This window comes from Sphingopyxis sp. HIX, from assembly GCF_001468285.1.
In the GTDB taxonomy this organism is placed as follows: Bacteria; Pseudomonadota; Alphaproteobacteria; order Sphingomonadales; family Sphingomonadaceae; genus Sphingopyxis.
This window is the reverse complement of the sequence record NZ_LNSB01000019.1, coordinates 39,110-55,239: the sequence shown is the minus strand read 5'-3', so window position 1 is coordinate 55,239 and position 16,130 is coordinate 39,110. Positions and strand designations below refer to the sequence as shown.

Here is a 16,130-nt window from a genome sequence, read left to right as displayed (position 1 = left end):
CGTCAGAGCAAAGCCTCGATCGCCTCGGCCAGCTTCGCGTCGCGCTCGGACAGCCCGTCGGCGTCGTGCGTGGTGAGCAATATGTCGACCCGGTTGTAGACGTTCGACCATTCGGGATGATGGTCCATCTTCTCGGCGATGATCGCGACGCTGGCCATGAAGCCGAAGGCCTGCGCGAAGTCGTCGAATTTGAAGCGGCGGGTGATCGCGTCGCGCTGCGGCTCGTGCGTCCAGCCCGGGAAGCGGGCGAGCAGCGCGGCGCGTTCTTCGTCGTCGAGTTTCCGGACCATCGCTTCGTCTCCCCGCTGGTAATGGCGCGACGCTCCCCATAAGGAAGGGCGCGATGAGCGACAAGAGCAGCCTGCGCCCCAACCTGCCCGGTGCATCGACCGGCACCGCCCCCGACGCCGACGCGCTGTTCGCGCTGGCCGAGGCGGCGTTCGAGACGATGCCCGAGATTTTCAAGCCGCACCTGAAAGGCGTGGTGATCGCGATCGAGGAATTCGCCGAGGACGAGGTGCTGAAGTCGCTCGATATCGAGCATCCCTATGACCTCACCGGCCTCTACGAAGGGCGACCGCTGACCGAGCGCAGCATCGATACGAGCGGCGGCATGCCCGACCGCGTGACGCTGTATCGCATCCCGATCCTGGTCGAATGGATCGAGGGCGGCGAGCGCCTCGACTGGCTGGTGCGCCATGTGCTGATCCACGAATTCGGGCATCATTTCGGGCTGTCCGACGACGATATGCACGCGCTCGAGGACATGGCGTGACGGCGCTGCTGCGGCTGGACGATGTGGCGTGCATCCGCGGCGACCGGCTGCTGTTCGAGGGCCTGTCGCTGGCGCTGGCGCCCGGCGAAGCCCTGTGGCTGCGCGGCCCCAATGGCGCGGGCAAGTCGAGCCTGATCCGGCTGGCCGCGGGGCTGCTGCGCCCGGCGGCGGGGACGGTCGAACGCTTCGGGCGGGTGGCATTGATCGACGAGGCGGCGGCGCTCGACGCCGAGCTGCCGCTGCGCCGCGCGCTCGATTTCTGGGCGCGCGTCGACACCGTCGACGGCCACACGGTCGACCGCGCGATGGAAGCGATGGCGCTGCACCCGCTCGCCGAGGTGCCAGTGGCGATGCTGTCGACCGGACAGCGCAAGCGCGCCGCGATGGTGCGGGTGATCGCCAGCGGCGCGCCGATCTGGCTGCTCGACGAGCCCGCCAACGGCATGGACGATGCGGCGCAGGCGCGGCTGGTCGCGGCGGTCGCGACGCACCGCGCGAATGGCGGCGCGGTGCTGCTGGCGTCGCATTTCGCGCTGGGCGTGCCCGATCTGGCCGAGCTCGACATGGGGGCGCTGGCGTGACCCGATCGCCGTCATTGCGAGCGAAGCGAAGCAATCTCCGGCTCGAAACATGGCGCAAGGCCGATGGCTGGAGATTGCCGCGTCGCTACGCTCCTCGCAATGACGAGGTGAGCACGTGACGATGCTCATCGCCCTCTTCTGGCGCGACCTTCGCCGCGCATGGGGCAGCGGCGCGCTGTGGCTGCCGGTGCTGTTCTTCCTGCTGGTGGCGACGGCCTTTCCCTTCGCGGTCGGGCCCGATGCGCCGCTGCTGCAGCGCGCGGGCGGCGGGATGGTCTGGGTCGCGGCGCTGCTCGCAGCGCTGCTCCCGATCGACCGGCTGGTGCGGCCCGACCGCGACGCGGGGGTGCTCGACCAGCTCGCGGTGCGCGGGGTCGCCGACGAGGTCGTCGCGGCGGTCAAGATCGCCGCGCATGCGATCGGTTTCGGGCTGCCGCTACTGATCGCGCTCTTTCCGGCCGCGGCCCTGCTGGCGCAAGATAGCGCGCGCGTCGAGACGCTGGCCACCGGCATCGCGATCGCCGTGCCTGCCCTCGCCTCGCTCGCGGTGCTGAGCGCGGCGCTGACCGCGGGGCTCAAGGGCGGGAGTGCGATCGGCGGGCTGCTCGTGCTGCCGCTGGCGGTGCCCTTGCTGATCTTCGGCGCGGGGATGCTCGATCCGTCGGGGCGCGGCGCGGTGAAGCTGCTCGGCGCGGTGAGCCTGTTGTTGACGGTGATCGGGCCATTCGCCGCGGGCGCGGCGCTTCGGGGCCTCCGCGAATGACGCGCCAGTCGCTCGCGCATGTCGCGCTGGTGGTGCGCGACTATGACGAGGCGATCGATTTCTATGTCGGCACGCTTGGTTTCACGCTGGTCGCCGACGATTATCAGCCGGCGCAGGACAAGCGCTGGGTGCTCGTCGCGCCGCCGGGCAATCCGCCGGGCGGCGCAACGATCCTGCTGGCGCGCGCGGCGAATGCGGAGCAGGCCGAATTCATCGGCAACCAGTCGGGCGGGCGCGTCTTCCTGTTCCTGCAGACCGACGATTTCGCCCGCGATTACCAGCACCTGCTGGACAGGGGCGTGCGGATCGCGCGCGAGCCGCTGGAGGCCGATTATGGCACGGTGGCGGTGTTCCTCGACCTTTACGGCAACAAATGGGACCTGATCGAGTTTCGCAAGCCGGGATGAATGACCGGCGAGTTTCGCGCGGAAGTTGACTAAGTTGACGCCCCATCGCGTGCGCGAACAAGGGGTTAGCGGTGGGCGCATGGCGCTGGGGATGGGCATGGCCTTCATCCGGCAGGGTAGATCATCGCCGGATTTATTAGGAAAGCGTTTTTTTTTGCCTCAAAATATCGCGCCAATAATCCCCAACCACCCTTCCCTATTCGCGGCCGCAGGCGCAATGTCGGTGCCAATTCGACTCCGGGGGGAAGCGATCATGTCCGATACCGCCAAGGCCGCGATCACCAATATCTTCGTACTGATGCTGGAGAATCATTCGTTCGACCAGATGCTCGGGCGGTCGGGGCTGCCCGGACTGAAAGTCGCGCCGGCGGATGCGTCGAACAGCTATAACGGCGTGCGCTATCCGCTGACCAGCCCCGCGCCTTGGTCGATGACCACCGATCCGGGGCATGAATTTCCCGATGTGCTCCAGCAACTCTGCGGCGCCGAGGCGGCCACCGCCTATCTGGAAAAATGCGACAAGGGGACCAAGAAGGACCCGCACCCCGTCGATTGCAGCCAGTGCCATTATCCCGCGATCGACCTCAGCGGCTTCGTCAGCAGCTATGCGACCTCGACCAGCGAAGCGACGGGAACGCCCGACCCCGCGCATTATGGCGACATCATGGGCTGTTTCGACACCAGGGCACAGTTGCCGGTGCTCTACCGGCTGGCGCAGGAATTCGCGGTGTGCGACGCGTGGCACAGCTCGCTGCCCGGGCCGACCTGGCCCAATCGCTTCTTCGTCCATGGCGGGTCGTCGGCGGGGATGGACGTCAGCCCCGAGATGAACAGCGAACTGCCGTGGGAGACGCTGCGCGGCTTCGAATATGAAAATGGCTCGATCTTCGACGCGCTGAAAGCCGCGGGGCACCGTTTCCGGCTGTATCAGGACAAGAGCAATGCCTTCAGCGACAAGCCCTCGCCCTGGTGGCAGGGCGGCTGGATATCGCAGGTCGCGTCGCTGAAGGGCCTCAGCCTCGCCGACATCTGGTCGCTGGGCTGGTTCAAGGGCGACGTGCACGCGCGGCGCGCCGACGGCAGCGCCGCCTATGCCGCGATTCCCTATACCTTCATCGAGCCCAATTTCGGCGCGAGCTTCTTTTCGAAGCAGCATGACCCCGATGGCCGGAGTTTCGACGGCCCGCGCTATGTCGGCGGATCGTCGCAGCATCCCGAGGACGACTGCTATGGCGGCGAGGCGCTGATCAAATTCGTCTATGAGACGATCTTCGGTCCGGAATCGCCGATCCGCGACACCAGCCTGCTGATCATCACCTATGACGAGCATGGCGGCTTCTACGACAGCGTCGTCCCCGGCCGTGCGGTGCAACCCGGCGACACGACGCCCAAGGGGCAGGAATATCTCAACCGCTACTGCTTCGATTTCAGCCGCTACGGCGTGCGCGTGCCCGCGGTGATCGTCTCGCCCTGGGTGCCGAAGGGCAAGGTCGACACGACGCTGTACGACCACACGTCGATCCTCGCGACGCTGCGCACGAAATTGGGCTTGAAGCATCTGACCGAGCGCGACCGGCAGGCGAACGACCTGTGGGACCTGCTCAGCGAGCCCGCGCCGCGGAGCGACATTCCGGCGGTGCTGCCCGATCCGGCGAAGCCGCCGGCGCGCGGCACTCCGCCGCCCTCGCCGCCCGGCGAGCTGCCGTTGCCGCGCTCGGGCAATATGATCGGCTTCCTGCACGTGCTGCTGAAAGCCGAGATCGAACTGGCCGAAAAGGACGGTGCGCGCGGGATCGCCGATATCGTCGCCGACTTTCACCGGATGACGACGCACGCGCATGCCAGCGCCTATGTCGCGAAGATGAAGGCGATGCTGGACGGCCTCGAGACTCGCTAGGCGGGCGACGACAGCTTCATCAGTACCAGCCCGGCGACGATCAGCAGCGCGGCGAGGATGCGCATCATGCTCGCCGCTTCGCCGAGCACGGCGATGCCGACCACGAAGGCGCCGACCGCGCCGATCCCGGTCCAGATCGTGTAGGCCGTGCCGAGCGGCAGCGTCCGCATCGCGAGCGCGAGCAAAGCGAAGCTGGCGATCATCGCGGCGATGGTCACCGCGGTGGCGCCGGGGCGCGTGAAGCCGTCCGATTGTTTCATGGCAAAGGCCCAGACGATTTCGAACAGGCCGGCGATAATGAGATAGAACCATGCCATCGGGCAGTCTCCTTCGAGCGCTGCCGGGCCGTCCCGGACCTGAAGACCCGCCGATGCGGGCGAGGACGTGGCCTCTTGGTCATCGCCTGCCGGGAAGGCAGGACGGGATTTCCCCTATCAAGGTCCGGGATCGCGGTCCACTCCTTCCAGCGCGCGCGATCGCGCTTCCATTTGCCAAGCGCGGCCGAGGACGAATAGGATCTCCCGGCGCCGGGCGGGTCCGGCGACCCGGGAGCAGCAGACCTTGCCGACAGCGAAGACCCTTGCCGATGCGGCGCCCGTCAAAAAGCGGCGCGGCCGTCCGCCCGCATCGGCCGAAGACCTGCGGGTCGCGCACGCCGCCGCGCGCGACCGCATCTGCGGCGCGGCGCTGACGCTGTTCGACCGCGGCGGCATCGACGCGATCTCGATGCGCGAGATCGCGGGGGTGATCGGCGCCTCGCCGATGATGCCGTATAAATATTTCCCGACGAAGGACCATCTGCTCCAGGAACTGCGCACGCGCGCGTTCCTGGCTTTCGAGGCGGCGCTGCGCGGGGCGGTCGGCGAGGCCGACAGCGGCCGCGAAAAGCTCGAGGCGATGCTCACCGCCTATCTCGAATTCGGCCTCCGCGAGCGCCGCGCCTACCGGCTGATGTTCGACTATTGGGTCTATGACAATCCGGGCCGGATGCTCGAGGATTTCGGCGACGCGATCCGCCGCCAGTCGGGCGCGTGGAACGTCGTGCTCGAGGTCGTCGAGGCCTATTTCGCCGAGACGGGCGAGCGCGGCGATCCGATGAACGCCGCGCATCTGATCTGGGCGAGCCTGCACGGCCTCGTCTCGCTCGAAGCCTCGCGCAAGCTCGTCTTCGGACGCGATTGCAGGGAATTGATGGCGCCGATGGTCGCCGCGATCATGCGCGGCGTAGCGGCGGCCGGTCGCTAGGTCGCGCCGCGCTCACCCGTTGCCGGCACCCGCGACCCGCGCGTCCCAGCCCTGCATCGCCACCTCGGCGACCGCACGAAGCTCGGCCTCGCCGACCCCGTCGCGGGCGAGGATCGACATGCCGACCTGCACCGCCTGAATGAAGCGCGCGAGCGCTGCGACATCGGTCGCCGCGGGAATTTCACCCCCGGCGATGGCGCGACGCAGCCGGTCGCCGATCCGTTCGAACCCGATATGACGCGCCGCGCGGACCAGGTCGCCGAGCTCGGGATGCCCTTCGCTGCCGACCGCCGATAGCGTGACCATGCAGCCAAAGGGGATGTCGACGACCCCGCCGGTCAGCGCCGCGGCCGAATCCATCAGCAGCGCGCGGACCGCTTCGCGCGCGCTGTCCGCAGCTTCGAAGCGCGACCAGACCAGCCCGCCATAGGTCCGCTGATAAAAATCGACCGCCTCGGCAAAGAGCGCGTCCTTCGACCGGAACGCCGCATAGAGGCTGGGCGCGCCGATGCCCATCGCATCGGTCAGGTCGGCGATCGAGGTCGCCTCATACCCCCTGGTCCAGAACAGCCGCGTCGCAGCGGACAACGCCGCCTCGCGGTCGAACGCGCGCGGCCGCCCGCGCCCGCGGGCCGGGCTTTCATCGTCGCTTCGGGGCAGATCACCGTCTTTTTGCATCGATCGATACATAATATCGGCGCACCCCTTGCGCAACGCTTCACCCTAATTATGTATCGTTCGCTACAAAAATAGCCATGGCGTCGACCGGCGGCATGCCATCCAGGGAAGACCTCCCCCAATGAAGGACAGAGACATGAGCAATCTTGCAGGAAAACGCGCCCTCGTCACCGGCGGCTCGCGCGGCATCGGTGCCGCGATCGCGCTGGCGCTTGCCGAACAGGGCGCCGACGTCGCGATCGGTTACGAGCGCAGCGCCGACCTTGCCGAAGCGGTGATCGCGAAGATCGAGGCGGCGGGCCGCAAGGGTGTCGCGATCCAGGCCGACAGCGCCGATCCGGCGGCGATCGAGCGGCTGGTCGCGGGCGCGGTATCGGCGCTCGGCGGGCTCGACATCGTCGTCAACAACGCCGGAATCGCGCGCGGCGGCGCGGTCGAGGAGATGAGCCTCGACGACATCGACGCGCTCCTGTCGGTCAATGTGCGCGCGGCGATCCTGCTCGCCAAGGCGGCGATCCCGCATCTCGGCGAGGGCGGCCGGATCGTCTTCATCGGCTCGTCGCTCGCCGATCGCGTCGTCGCGCCGGGCGTCACCGTCTATTCGGCGACCAAATCGGCGCAGATCTCGCTGACCCGCGGCCTCGCGCGCGAACTCGGCCCGCGCGACATCACGGTCAACCTCGTCCAGCCGGGCGCGACCGGCACCGACATGAACCCCGCCGAGGGCGAGCAGGCCGACGTCCTGCGCGCGCAGACGCCGCTCGGCCGTTATGGCGAACCCGCCGATGTCGCCGCCGCCGTCGCCTTCCTCGCCAGCCCGGCGGCGCGGCAGATCACGGGCGCAACGCTGACCGTCGACGGCGGGATCAACGCCTAACCTCTTCCCTGCCGAAAGCGATGCGGCGGCGCGGCAGGGTTTCGGATCGCGCGACCAGCCCGGGGCGGGCTTCCCTGCGGGGAATTTCGGCCCGGGCTGGCCGGTTTCAACCGGCAGCGGCGACGAGGTTGCAAGGCTCGACGCTGCGCGATCCGATCAATAATTTGACAAAATTTCATATTCGTCGCATTTTTGCCGCCGGATCGTTGGAGAGGTTCGGGAGAGATCAATGGCGGAAGACAATGCGCTGGCGGCCAGCCGTGCAATCACGGGGGCGACGCAAACGGGCGAAGACGATCGCGTCGCCGCGGGGCTGGAGAGATTCCTGGCGCGGCAGGACGATGTCGGCGGAACGGTCGCCGACATAAGCATCGATTCGGGCCGCCGCTCGGCGGGCGCATCGAGCGGAACGATCCTTTTCGACGCCGAGATAGAGGCGAACGGCACCCGGCAGGTGCGCAGGCTCGTCTTCCGCTACGACCTGGGCGGCGCCTTTTTCAGCCAATATTCGCTGCCGCCGCAATTTTCGATCATGCAGGGCCTGCACGCGCGCGGGCTCCCCGTTCCCAAGGCGCTCTGGCTCGATGCCGACGGTGCGGTGAACGGCAAGCCCGGGCTGTTCATGGAACGGATCGAGGGGATCGCACCGAGCACCATGCCCTTCAACGAAGGCCCCTATATGGCCGTCGATGCGGCCGGTCGGCACGCGATGCTGCTCGAAGCGGCGCGGACGCTCGCACGGATGCACAAGACCCCGCCCGAGGGTCTTGCCGACGAGCATTTCGCGCAGCGCGGCGGTGCCGGCCATTATCTCGATCGCGAGATAAGCTGGTCGTTGATCGAGCTGCGGCGGACGATCCCGCCTGCCGCGGCCGGGGCGAAAGCCGATTTCTACCGCGACATTCGCGAGACGCTGGAGACGGTTGCGGACTGGCTGACCGAGAACGCGCCGCGCCACCGCGCGCCCGAACTCGCGCATGGCGACGCCAATATCTCGAACTTCATGTATGGCGAAGACGGCAAGGTCGTCGCGCTGCTCGACTGGGAGCTGGCGCATCCGGGCGTCGGCGAGGCCGACCTTGCCTATCAGATCGCCGGCATCGCGCATTTCGCGCTGCTCGCGCCGCCCGTCGAGGGCATCCCCGCGCCCGACGAGATGATTGCGGCTTATGCGGAAGCGCGCGGCAAGCTCGACGACTGGGATTTTGCGCAGGTGCTGGGCGAATGGCGGCTCGCGGTCTTCGCCTCGATGGGCATGAGCCGCCTGCCGCCCGAACTCGCCGACGTCGAGCGGACCTATTGGACCGCGTCGCGAAAGCGGCTGGCGGCGCTGGTACCGGGGATCGACGCATGATCCCCGCCGCCGACATAATCGTCCTGCCGGTCGAGGACGAATGGCCGCACGCCCCCGAAGCCGATGCGCATTGGCAGGAAAGCGTCGTGCTCTGCTTCCAGGATATCGAGCAAGGCTTGGGCGGATTCATCCGCATCGGCCATCACCCCAACCTCGGGACGGGCAATTGCACCTTCGGCGTGGTGGCGCCGGGAATGGGCTATAACCGCTCGCGGCTCGACGTGCCGATGCGCGACGGCGACCGCTTCGAGAGCGGGTTCGCGATCGACGGCTTTCTCACCGCGACTTTCGACAGCGCGACCAACCGCTGGGTGGCGGAAGACACGGATTGTTCGCTCGACCTGCATGTCGAAAATCTCCACCCGCATTATGACGCCTGGGCGCTGTCGGGCCTGACCGGCGGTTTCCGCGAGAAATTCGCGTCGATGCACACCGAGGTCGCGGGGCGCGTGCGCGGGACGATGCGGATCGGCGAGCGGCGCTGGGCGGTCGACGGCTTCGGCCACCGCGACCATAGCTGGGGGGTGCGCAAGCACGACGATCCCGAAGCGGCGCTCGCGACCTTCTTCTGGCTCGTCGGCTCGTTCGGCCCCGAGCTGATCTTCAGCATGAGCGAGTCGATCACCTTTTCGGGCAAGCGCAACCGCACCGGCTTCGTCATCCAGGGTGGCGAGCTCGCGCGGCCGCTGACCCAGGATGCGCGCTTCGGGGTGACGCTCGACGGGATGACGATGCGCGATGCGCGCGTGACCTTCGACGCCGGCGCGCTCGGCGCGCACAGCGTCGAGCTCGAAGGGCTCGGCAATGTCCTCCTCGGCATGGGCGGGCGCTATCTGGAGGTCGGCATGCCGGCGCGCGGGCATTGGAACGGCCGCACCGGCGGGGTGCATCTGAGCACGATGTTCAATGCGCGCGGCGGCACGGGCGAACCGCCGATGCTGTTCGGCACCGCGCCGGCGAACGGCCTCTATCGCGCGCAGGCCTTCCAGGAGGTGCGGAAGCCCTAGGCGATGGCGGCGCCTATCGCGCTTTATAGGCGATCGGCAGGCGCTTGAGCCCGCTGACGAAGTTCGACGCCACCCAGGCGGGATCGCCCGCGAGTTCGATCGCGTCGACGCGCGCGAGCAGTTCCTCGAAGAAGATGCGAATCTCCATCTTGGCGAGATGCTGGCCGAGGCAGAGGTGCGGGCCATAGCCGAAAGCGAGGTGCCGGTTCGGCGGGCGCGACAGGTCGAAGCGGAAGGGATCGGCGAAGGCCTCTTCGTCGCGGTTTGCCGAAGGGTAGCACAGCATCAGGTGGTCGCCCGCCCTGATCCTTTTCCCGCGCAGCTCATAATCCTCGACCGCGGTGCGGAAAAAATGCTTCACCGGGGTCACCCAGCGCACCATCTCGTCGACGCCGTTTGCGGCAAGAATCGACGGATCGGCGCGCAGCCGCGCCATCTCGCCCGGGTTCTCGAGCAGCGCGAGCAGCCCGCCCGCGATCGTCGAGCTGGTCGTGTCGTGCCCCGCGGTCGCGATGATGATGTAATAGGACATCAGCTCGAGCGTGCCGATCGGCTGTCCGTCCACTTCGGCAGTCGACAGCAAGGTCGCGATATCGTCCGATGGATCGCGGCGGCGTGCCTCGGTCAGCGCGGCGAAATAGTCGGTGAAGCCCTTGATCGTCGTCGCGAGGTCCGGCTTCGGGCCCTTACGCACGTCGGGATCGTCGGGGCCGAAGATGTCGCGCGTCAGCACCAGCATCTTGGCCTCGTCCTCGGCGGGCACGCCAAGGATGCGCATGATGACGCGCAGCGGATACCAGACCGCGACATCGTCGACGAAATCGCAGCTGCCGCCGCGCTCGATCATCTGGCCGACGAAATGGCGGGCGAGCGCGCGCAGATCCTCCTCGAGCGCCTTCAGCCGCGCCGGCATGAACCAGGCCTGCGTCAGCTTGCGGTGCGCCATATGGTCGCGGCCGTCCATATGGACGATGTCGCGCAGCATCAGCGCGCTGCCGCCGGTCAATTTACGCACCTGCTCCTCGACCGACAACGGCCGCAGCATCATCCGCGGCGCGTTGAGGAACTGCGCGGCGTTGCGCTCGACCTCCTGGATGTCGGCGAATTTGGTGACGCTCCAGAAGGGACGATAGTCGGCAGGCGCGGTCCAGTGGACCGGATCCTCCTCGCGCAGCCGCGCGAAGAGCCGGTCATAGGTGTCGGGGTCGGCGTAGGTCGCGGGGTCGACGATCGCGTCGTCGTCGATCGGCGGCGCGATCGTCGCCATCAGAAGTTGAACCCGACGCGCACGCCATAGGTCGCCGGCGGTGCCGCGCGCGCGTTGCGCACGAGGCCGCTGATCGGCAGGCCGCTGTCGAAATATTTCTCGTCGGTGATGTTCGCCGCGAACAGCGAGACCAGCCAGCGCTCGTCGGGGGCGGTATAGGTCAGGCTGGCGTCGACGAGCTGCATGCTGCGCGCCGTCGCGCCGCCGGTGCCGGTCAGATTCTCGGCATCGAAATAATAGCCGTCGTTGTGCGAGGCATCGACCGACAGTTTGAGCTCGCCGTCGCCGACCGGCAATTTGACGTCGGCGCCGAGCGACAGCGCGAATTTCGGTGCGCCCGCGAGGCGATTGCCCTTGATGAAGAGCACCCCCGCCCCACCCGCCGACTGGACGTCGCGGTCGTAGCTGGTGTCGAGTACCAAACCGTTCGAGCGCAGGCTGAACATCGGCGACACCTGCCACAACAGGTCATATTGTGCGCCGCTGATCTTGGCGCCGGTGCCGTTCACCAGGATGTTCGAACCGCTCGCCGAGTCGGTGTAGGCGATGTGGATATTGCCATAATCATAGTGGAAGGCGCCGAGGTTGAGCCGCGCGTCGGGCGACAGGCGGATCTTCGCGCCGCCCTCGAACGAGGTGATCGTTTCGGGCGTCACGCCGGGGCTGAGCAGGTTGGTGTTCGAGAGCGTCGCGCCCTTGAACCCCGTCGACACCCCCGCATAGAGCAGCAGATCGCCGGTGTCGTACTGGATGCGGCCGGTATAGGTGAACTTCGATCCCTTCAGCACCTGCCGCCCCTGGTTCGGGGTGCCGAACACGTTGCGCGGGTCGGTGAGCGAGATGAAGTCGTCGCTGGTATATTTTTCGTCGGTGTAGCGCCCGCCCGCGGTGATGCTGAGCCGATCGGTGATCGGCACGGTGATCTGGCCGAAACCCGCGATCGACTTGTTCTGCCAGCGGTTGTCGGCGGTCAGCGCCGACAGCGGCGGCAGGTCGCCGGTGAGCAGCACGTCGCCCGCGGCGTCGAGATAGACCACGCCCGCGATCCACTGGACGGGCGAATCGACCGACGCGATCTGGAATTCCTGCTGCCAGGTGCGCGACGGGAAATCGCCGGTGAAGCCGACCGTGCCGCCCTGGAAGCCGGCGGGATAGCTGGTCGGGTCGGCGAAGAGAATTTCGGTGGCCGACAGCGATTCGGCGGTCTGGTAGGCGGTCAGCGAGCTGACCTCGACCGAGCCGAGGTCGAGCGTGGCCTTGGCCGAATAGGTTTCGGTATTGAGCTGGACGAACGAGCCTGCCGGGCCGGGGCGCAGGATACCGCGCGTCGAGCCATTGGCTTCATTCTCATAGGTCGCGCCGTGCCGGTTGCTGAAGCGCAGGTTCGCCGCCGCCGCCAGCGCATCGGCGGCGGGCACGCCGAAGCTTTGCAGGAAGCCCGCATAATAGAGCTGCGACCCGTTGAGGCCGGTGCCGCCGACGTCGATGTCGAGCCCGACCGCCTGATAGCCCTGCCCCGACCGGTCGTCGGATTCGAAATGCTGGGCGCGCAGCACCAGGTCGAATTGTTCGGACGGCTTGTACACCAGGACGGCGCCGATCGACTTCGAATCGCGGTCGTAGAAATCGTCGTTGCTGCTGCCCGTGCCCGGCGCGTTGAGGTTCCTGATATAGCCGTCGCGCTTGCGGATCGATCCGTTGACCGAGAAGGCGAACATGTCGCCGAGCCCGCCCGAGACGATCGCCGAGGCTTCGCGATTGTCGTAATTGCCATAACCGGCGCGGAAGCGGCCCGAGAGCGGATCGCCCGGCCGCGGCGTCTTCGTCGTGACGACGATCGCGCCGCCGGTCGCGTTGCGGCCATAGAGCGAACCCTGCGGTCCTTCGAGCACCTGCACCTGTTCGACATTGTCGAGGTCGAAGGCGGCGCTGGTCAGCGTCGAGATATAGACGCCGTCGACATAGGTGGCGACGCTCGCCGCCTGCCCCGCGCCGGTGACGGTCGAGCCGACGCCGCGGATGAAGGGGGTGACGTTGCTCGCCTGGTTCTGCACCGTCAGCGACGGCGTCAGCTTGGGCAGGTCCTGCAGCGTCGACACGTTGCGCGCCTCCAGCACATCGGGTTCGACCGCGGTGACCACGACCGGGACCTTCTGGAGATTTTCGGAGCGGCGCTGCGCGGTCACGACGATATCGACGAGACCGCTGTCCTCTTCGGCGGCGCCGGCCGGCGCGGCGCTCTGGGCCCAAGCGGGCGAAACACCGATGGTGGCGATGGCGACCCCGGCCATCAATACAGCCTTATGCATCTTCCTCTCCCTCCAGATCGTGGCGCTTTTCGCTCCATCTTTCTGCTTGCCAGGTCCCGCCGCACTGGCGCATAGCGCGACACGACAAAAATTAATATTCGTCGTATTTTATTCTGTCAAGCGCGCATTTAAATGCTCATTTAATCAGCTTTTTCGCGGGGTTTTGGCGGACATCGGGCGGAGAGGAAAATGGCCGACACCGGCGCGAGTCGAAGCGAGCACGTCAGTTTTTGCCGGCTGTGCGAGGCCTTTTGCGGCACCGTCGTCACCGTCGAGGACGGGCGCCCGGTGAAGCTGTCGCCCGACCGCGACAATCCGCACACCCAGGGGCATATCTGCGTCAAGGGCGCGGCGATCGTCGATATCGCCAACGACCCCGATCGCGTGCTGCGCCCCCTGAAACGCGTCGGCGGACCGGGCGAATTCGCCGAAGTGTCGTGGGACGAGGCGCTGGACGATATCGCGGCGCGGCTGTCGGCGATCATCGCGCGCGACGGGCCCGAGGCGGTCGCGACCTATTTCGGCAACCCCGGCGCCTTTTCGACCGACACCTTCCTGTCGAGCCAATGGTTCCTGCAGCGGATCGGCAGCAGCAAATTCTATGCCGCGGGATCGCAGGACAGCACCTCGCGCCACCTCGCGAGCTGGATCCTCTACGGCGTCGCCTTTCGCAACGCGATCCCCGACCTGCCGCACTGCGACCTGCTGATCGTCACCGGCGCCAACCCGCTGGTGTCGCACGGCGGGCTGCTCACCGCGCCGCGCATGCGCCACGACCTCGACGCGATCGCCGCGCGCGGGCGCGTGATCGTGATCGACCCGCGGCGCACCGAGACCGCCAAACGCTACGAGCATGTCGCGATCCGGCCCGACGCCGACGCCTGGCTGCACGCCGCGATGCTGAAGGCGATGATCGACGCCGAGGCAGTCGACGAGGCGTTCCTCGCCGCGCATTGCACGGGTTGGGGCGAACTGCGCGCGGCGGTGCTCGGCGTCGACCTCGACGAAGCCGCCGCCGCGACGGGTATCGCGCGCGCCGCGATCGAAAAGCTGGCGCTCGACTTCGCCGCCGCGCCGCGCGCCGCGATGTACGGCCGCGTCGGCCTGTGCCGCGGGCGCTTCTCGACCCTCGCCAATCTGCTGCTCGACGCGATCAACATCGCGGGCGGCAAGTTCGGCCAGGTCGGCGGGTCGACCTTCGGCGCCTTCCCGCTCGCCGAGGGGGCCGAGCCTTTGTCGGGCTATGGCGAGCACCGCACGCGCATCGGCGACCTGCCGGTCGTCGCGGGGCTGATGCCCGCCGCGGCGCTGCCCGACGACATATTGGAACCTGGCCCGGGCCAGGTTCGCGCGATGATGGTCATCGCGGGTAACCCTGTCCTGTCGGCGCCGGGGGGCGAGCGGCTCGAGGAAGCCCTCGAGTCGCTCGACCTGCTCTTCTCGGTCGACCTGTACATGACCGAGACCAACCGCTTCGCCGACTATATCCTGCCCGCCGCGACCTTCCTCGAAAAGGACGATATCCCGCTGATCGGCCTGTCGCACATGGTGCGGCCCTTCATCCAATATGCGCGCGCCGCGGTGCCGCCGATGGGCGAGGCGCGCGAGGAGAAGGCGATCTTCGACGATCTGGTCGCGCGCATGGGGCTGGGCTCGGTCGCCCCGACGCCGGGGCTGCGCTGGCTCGAACGCCAGGGGATGACGATCACCCCGCTCACCCTCGTGGAGCTCGGGCTGCGCCACGGCCCGCTCGGCAAGCGGCGCGGCGCGGACGCGCTGAGCTTCGCCCGGCTCGCCGCGATGCCGCACGGGATGATGCTCGACCTGCCGCTCACCTATGACGGCTGGGCCGGTCACCTCGCGACCGAGGACCGCAAGATCCGGCTATGGCACCCGATCGTGGCCGAGGAATTCGCCCGCTTCGCCGCGCATCGCGCCGCGCCGCCCGAGCCGGCGGCGCTCAAGCTGTTCAGCCAGCGCAAGCTCAAGTCGATGAACAGCTGGATGCACAATCCCGAGAAGCTGGCGCGATCGCAGGAGCCCGCGCTGCTCGTCCACCCCGCCGATGCGGCGCGGCACGGCCTGGCCGATGGCGGCCGCGCGCTTGTGTCGAACGATCATGGCGCGGTCGAGGTCGTCGTCGAGGTCAGCGACGATGTCGTCGAGGGCGCGGTCTGCTACCCGCACGGCTGGGGGCATAATGGCGGCTGGCGCCACGCGAACACGCTGCCCGGCGCGAACATCAACCTGCTGCTCGGACTGGGTCCGGCCGCGGTCGAGCGCGTGTCGGGGACGACCTTCATCGACGGCATCCCGGTGGCGGTGACGCCGATTGCGGCCTGATCAGGGTCCCTAACGCCCCATCACGCTGGGGCCGAGGAAGTCGCGCACGAGCGCGTCCATCGCGGCGCGGTCGTCGAGGTCCTCGGGCGGGCGCGCGAGCAGCGCGCGATAGACGAAGCTCAGCCACCATTCGAGCCGCTCGACCGGAATGTCGGTTCGCACCTCGCCGGTCGCGCGCAGCCGTTCGATCACCGGCGACCAATATTCGTGCATCATCAGTTCGATCACGCGCGAATGTTCGGCGAGTTCGTTGACGAAACCGACCGAGCCTTCCTCGAACATGCCCTCGAAGATCGGCATCGCGCGCGCGGCATCGACCAGCGCGATGACCGCCGCCGACAGCAGCGCCCCGCCCTCCAGATCATCGGGGATATTTTCCTTGGCGCGCTCGTTGACCAGCGCGCCCTCGCGCAGCAGCACCGCGGTCGCCAGCTGCTGCTTGTTGGGGAAATAATTATAGATGGTCTGGCGCGTGATCCCCGAGCCTTTGGCCACCGCCTCCATCCGCAGCCTCTTGTAGCCGACCTTGGCGATCACCTGATTCGCGGCGTCCAAAATGCGCGCCTGCGTCCGCCGTGCCACCTCGGTTTCGAGTTCATGATCCATCGTTCAACCCGCAGAAAATCT

The 16,130-nt window shown here is 67.6% G+C and carries 16 protein-coding genes; 10 read left to right on the top strand and 6 right to left on the bottom strand.

Going from position 1 to position 16,130, the window contains the following annotated elements; translation table 11 throughout:
* Positions 1 to 2: 2 nt before the first annotated feature.
* Complete coding sequence (locus ATE62_RS10845; RefSeq protein WP_058808446.1) at positions 3 to 290, bottom strand: 4a-hydroxytetrahydrobiopterin dehydratase; 288 nt, start codon at positions 288 to 290, stop codon at positions 3 to 5.
* 53 nt (positions 291 to 343) lie between these two features.
* Between ATE62_RS10845 and ATE62_RS10840 the strand changes: the two genes are divergently transcribed.
* The 5 genes from ATE62_RS10840 (at position 344) to ATE62_RS10820 (ending at position 4,423) form a co-directional block, all read left to right on the top strand.
* Complete coding sequence (locus ATE62_RS10840) at positions 344 to 775, top strand: metallopeptidase family protein (protein WP_058808445.1); 432 nt, start codon at positions 344 to 346, stop codon at positions 773 to 775.
* Positions 772 to 1,356, top strand: a complete 585-nt coding sequence (gene ccmA, locus ATE62_RS10835; protein WP_058808444.1) for a heme ABC exporter ATP-binding protein CcmA — start codon at positions 772 to 774, stop codon at positions 1,354 to 1,356. The genes ATE62_RS10840 and ccmA overlap by 4 nt, the downstream gene beginning before the upstream one ends.
* A 115-nt stretch (positions 1,357 to 1,471) precedes the next feature.
* Entirely contained in the window at positions 1,472 to 2,119 is a 648-nt protein-coding gene (locus ATE62_RS10830; RefSeq protein ID WP_058808443.1) for a heme exporter protein CcmB, read from the top strand.
* Positions 2,116 to 2,526 carry a VOC family protein gene (locus tag ATE62_RS10825; protein WP_058808442.1) on the top strand — a complete coding sequence of 137 codons (411 nt, stop codon included), beginning with the start codon at positions 2,116 to 2,118 and terminating at the stop codon, positions 2,524 to 2,526. The genes ATE62_RS10830 and ATE62_RS10825 overlap by 4 nt, the downstream gene beginning before the upstream one ends.
* A gap of 253 nt (positions 2,527 to 2,779) precedes the next feature.
* Entirely contained in the window at positions 2,780 to 4,423 is a 1,644-nt protein-coding gene (locus ATE62_RS10820) for an alkaline phosphatase family protein (RefSeq protein ID WP_058808441.1), read from the top strand.
* On the opposite strand, the gene ATE62_RS10815 is transcribed toward ATE62_RS10820, so the two are convergent.
* Entirely contained in the window at positions 4,420 to 4,740 is a 321-nt protein-coding gene (locus ATE62_RS10815) for a DMT family transporter (RefSeq protein WP_058808440.1), read from the bottom strand. The two genes, ATE62_RS10820 and ATE62_RS10815, sit on opposite strands and share 4 nt — an antisense overlap.
* A gap of 244 nt (positions 4,741 to 4,984) precedes the next feature.
* Between ATE62_RS10815 and ATE62_RS10810 the strand changes: the two genes are divergently transcribed.
* A complete protein-coding gene (locus tag ATE62_RS10810; protein WP_058808439.1) occupies positions 4,985 to 5,668 on the top strand; it encodes a TetR/AcrR family transcriptional regulator in 684 nt (227 codons plus the stop codon).
* Positions 5,669 to 5,680: 12 nt separating this feature from the next.
* On the opposite strand, the gene ATE62_RS10805 is transcribed toward ATE62_RS10810, so the two are convergent.
* Positions 5,681 to 6,346, bottom strand: a complete 666-nt coding sequence (locus tag ATE62_RS10805; RefSeq protein WP_058808455.1) for a TetR/AcrR family transcriptional regulator — start codon at positions 6,344 to 6,346, stop codon at positions 5,681 to 5,683.
* Positions 6,347 to 6,482: 136 nt separating this feature from the next.
* On the opposite strand from ATE62_RS10805, the gene ATE62_RS10800 reads away from it, so the two are divergent.
* From ATE62_RS10800 to ATE62_RS10790, 3 genes are all read left to right on the top strand, one after another.
* On the top strand, positions 6,483 to 7,223 hold the full coding sequence (locus ATE62_RS10800; RefSeq protein WP_058808438.1) for an SDR family oxidoreductase: 741 nt from the start codon (positions 6,483 to 6,485) through the stop codon (positions 7,221 to 7,223).
* Between the two features lie 229 nt (positions 7,224 to 7,452).
* Positions 7,453 to 8,577: a phosphotransferase family protein gene (locus ATE62_RS10795; protein WP_058808437.1), complete on the top strand. Its 1,125-nt coding sequence runs from the start codon at positions 7,453 to 7,455 to the stop codon at positions 8,575 to 8,577.
* Complete coding sequence (locus tag ATE62_RS10790) at positions 8,574 to 9,584, top strand: DUF7065 domain-containing protein (RefSeq protein WP_058808436.1); 1,011 nt, start codon at positions 8,574 to 8,576, stop codon at positions 9,582 to 9,584. The genes ATE62_RS10795 and ATE62_RS10790 overlap by 4 nt, the downstream gene beginning before the upstream one ends.
* 13 nt (positions 9,585 to 9,597) lie before the next feature.
* Here ATE62_RS10790 and ATE62_RS10785 read toward each other — a convergent pair whose 3' ends face one another.
* Together ATE62_RS10785 and ATE62_RS10780 are read right to left on the bottom strand one after the other, a co-directional pair.
* Complete coding sequence (locus tag ATE62_RS10785) at positions 9,598 to 10,851, bottom strand: cytochrome P450 (protein ID WP_058808435.1); 1,254 nt, start codon at positions 10,849 to 10,851, stop codon at positions 9,598 to 9,600.
* Positions 10,851 to 13,160, bottom strand: coding sequence for a TonB-dependent receptor (locus tag ATE62_RS10780; protein ID WP_082662739.1), 2,310 nt, complete (start codon positions 13,158 to 13,160; stop codon positions 10,851 to 10,853). The genes ATE62_RS10785 and ATE62_RS10780 overlap by 1 nt, the downstream gene beginning before the upstream one ends.
* Before the next feature lie 189 nt (positions 13,161 to 13,349).
* On the opposite strand from ATE62_RS10780, the gene ATE62_RS10775 reads away from it, so the two are divergent.
* Entirely contained in the window at positions 13,350 to 15,503 is a 2,154-nt protein-coding gene (locus tag ATE62_RS10775; RefSeq protein ID WP_058808433.1) for a molybdopterin-containing oxidoreductase family protein, read from the top strand.
* A gap of 9 nt (positions 15,504 to 15,512) precedes the next feature.
* Here the strand turns inward: ATE62_RS10775 and ATE62_RS10770 are convergent, their stop codons facing one another.
* Positions 15,513 to 16,109: a TetR/AcrR family transcriptional regulator gene (locus ATE62_RS10770; protein ID WP_058808432.1), complete on the bottom strand. Its 597-nt coding sequence runs from the start codon at positions 16,107 to 16,109 to the stop codon at positions 15,513 to 15,515.
* Positions 16,110 to 16,130: the final 21 nt, after the last annotated feature.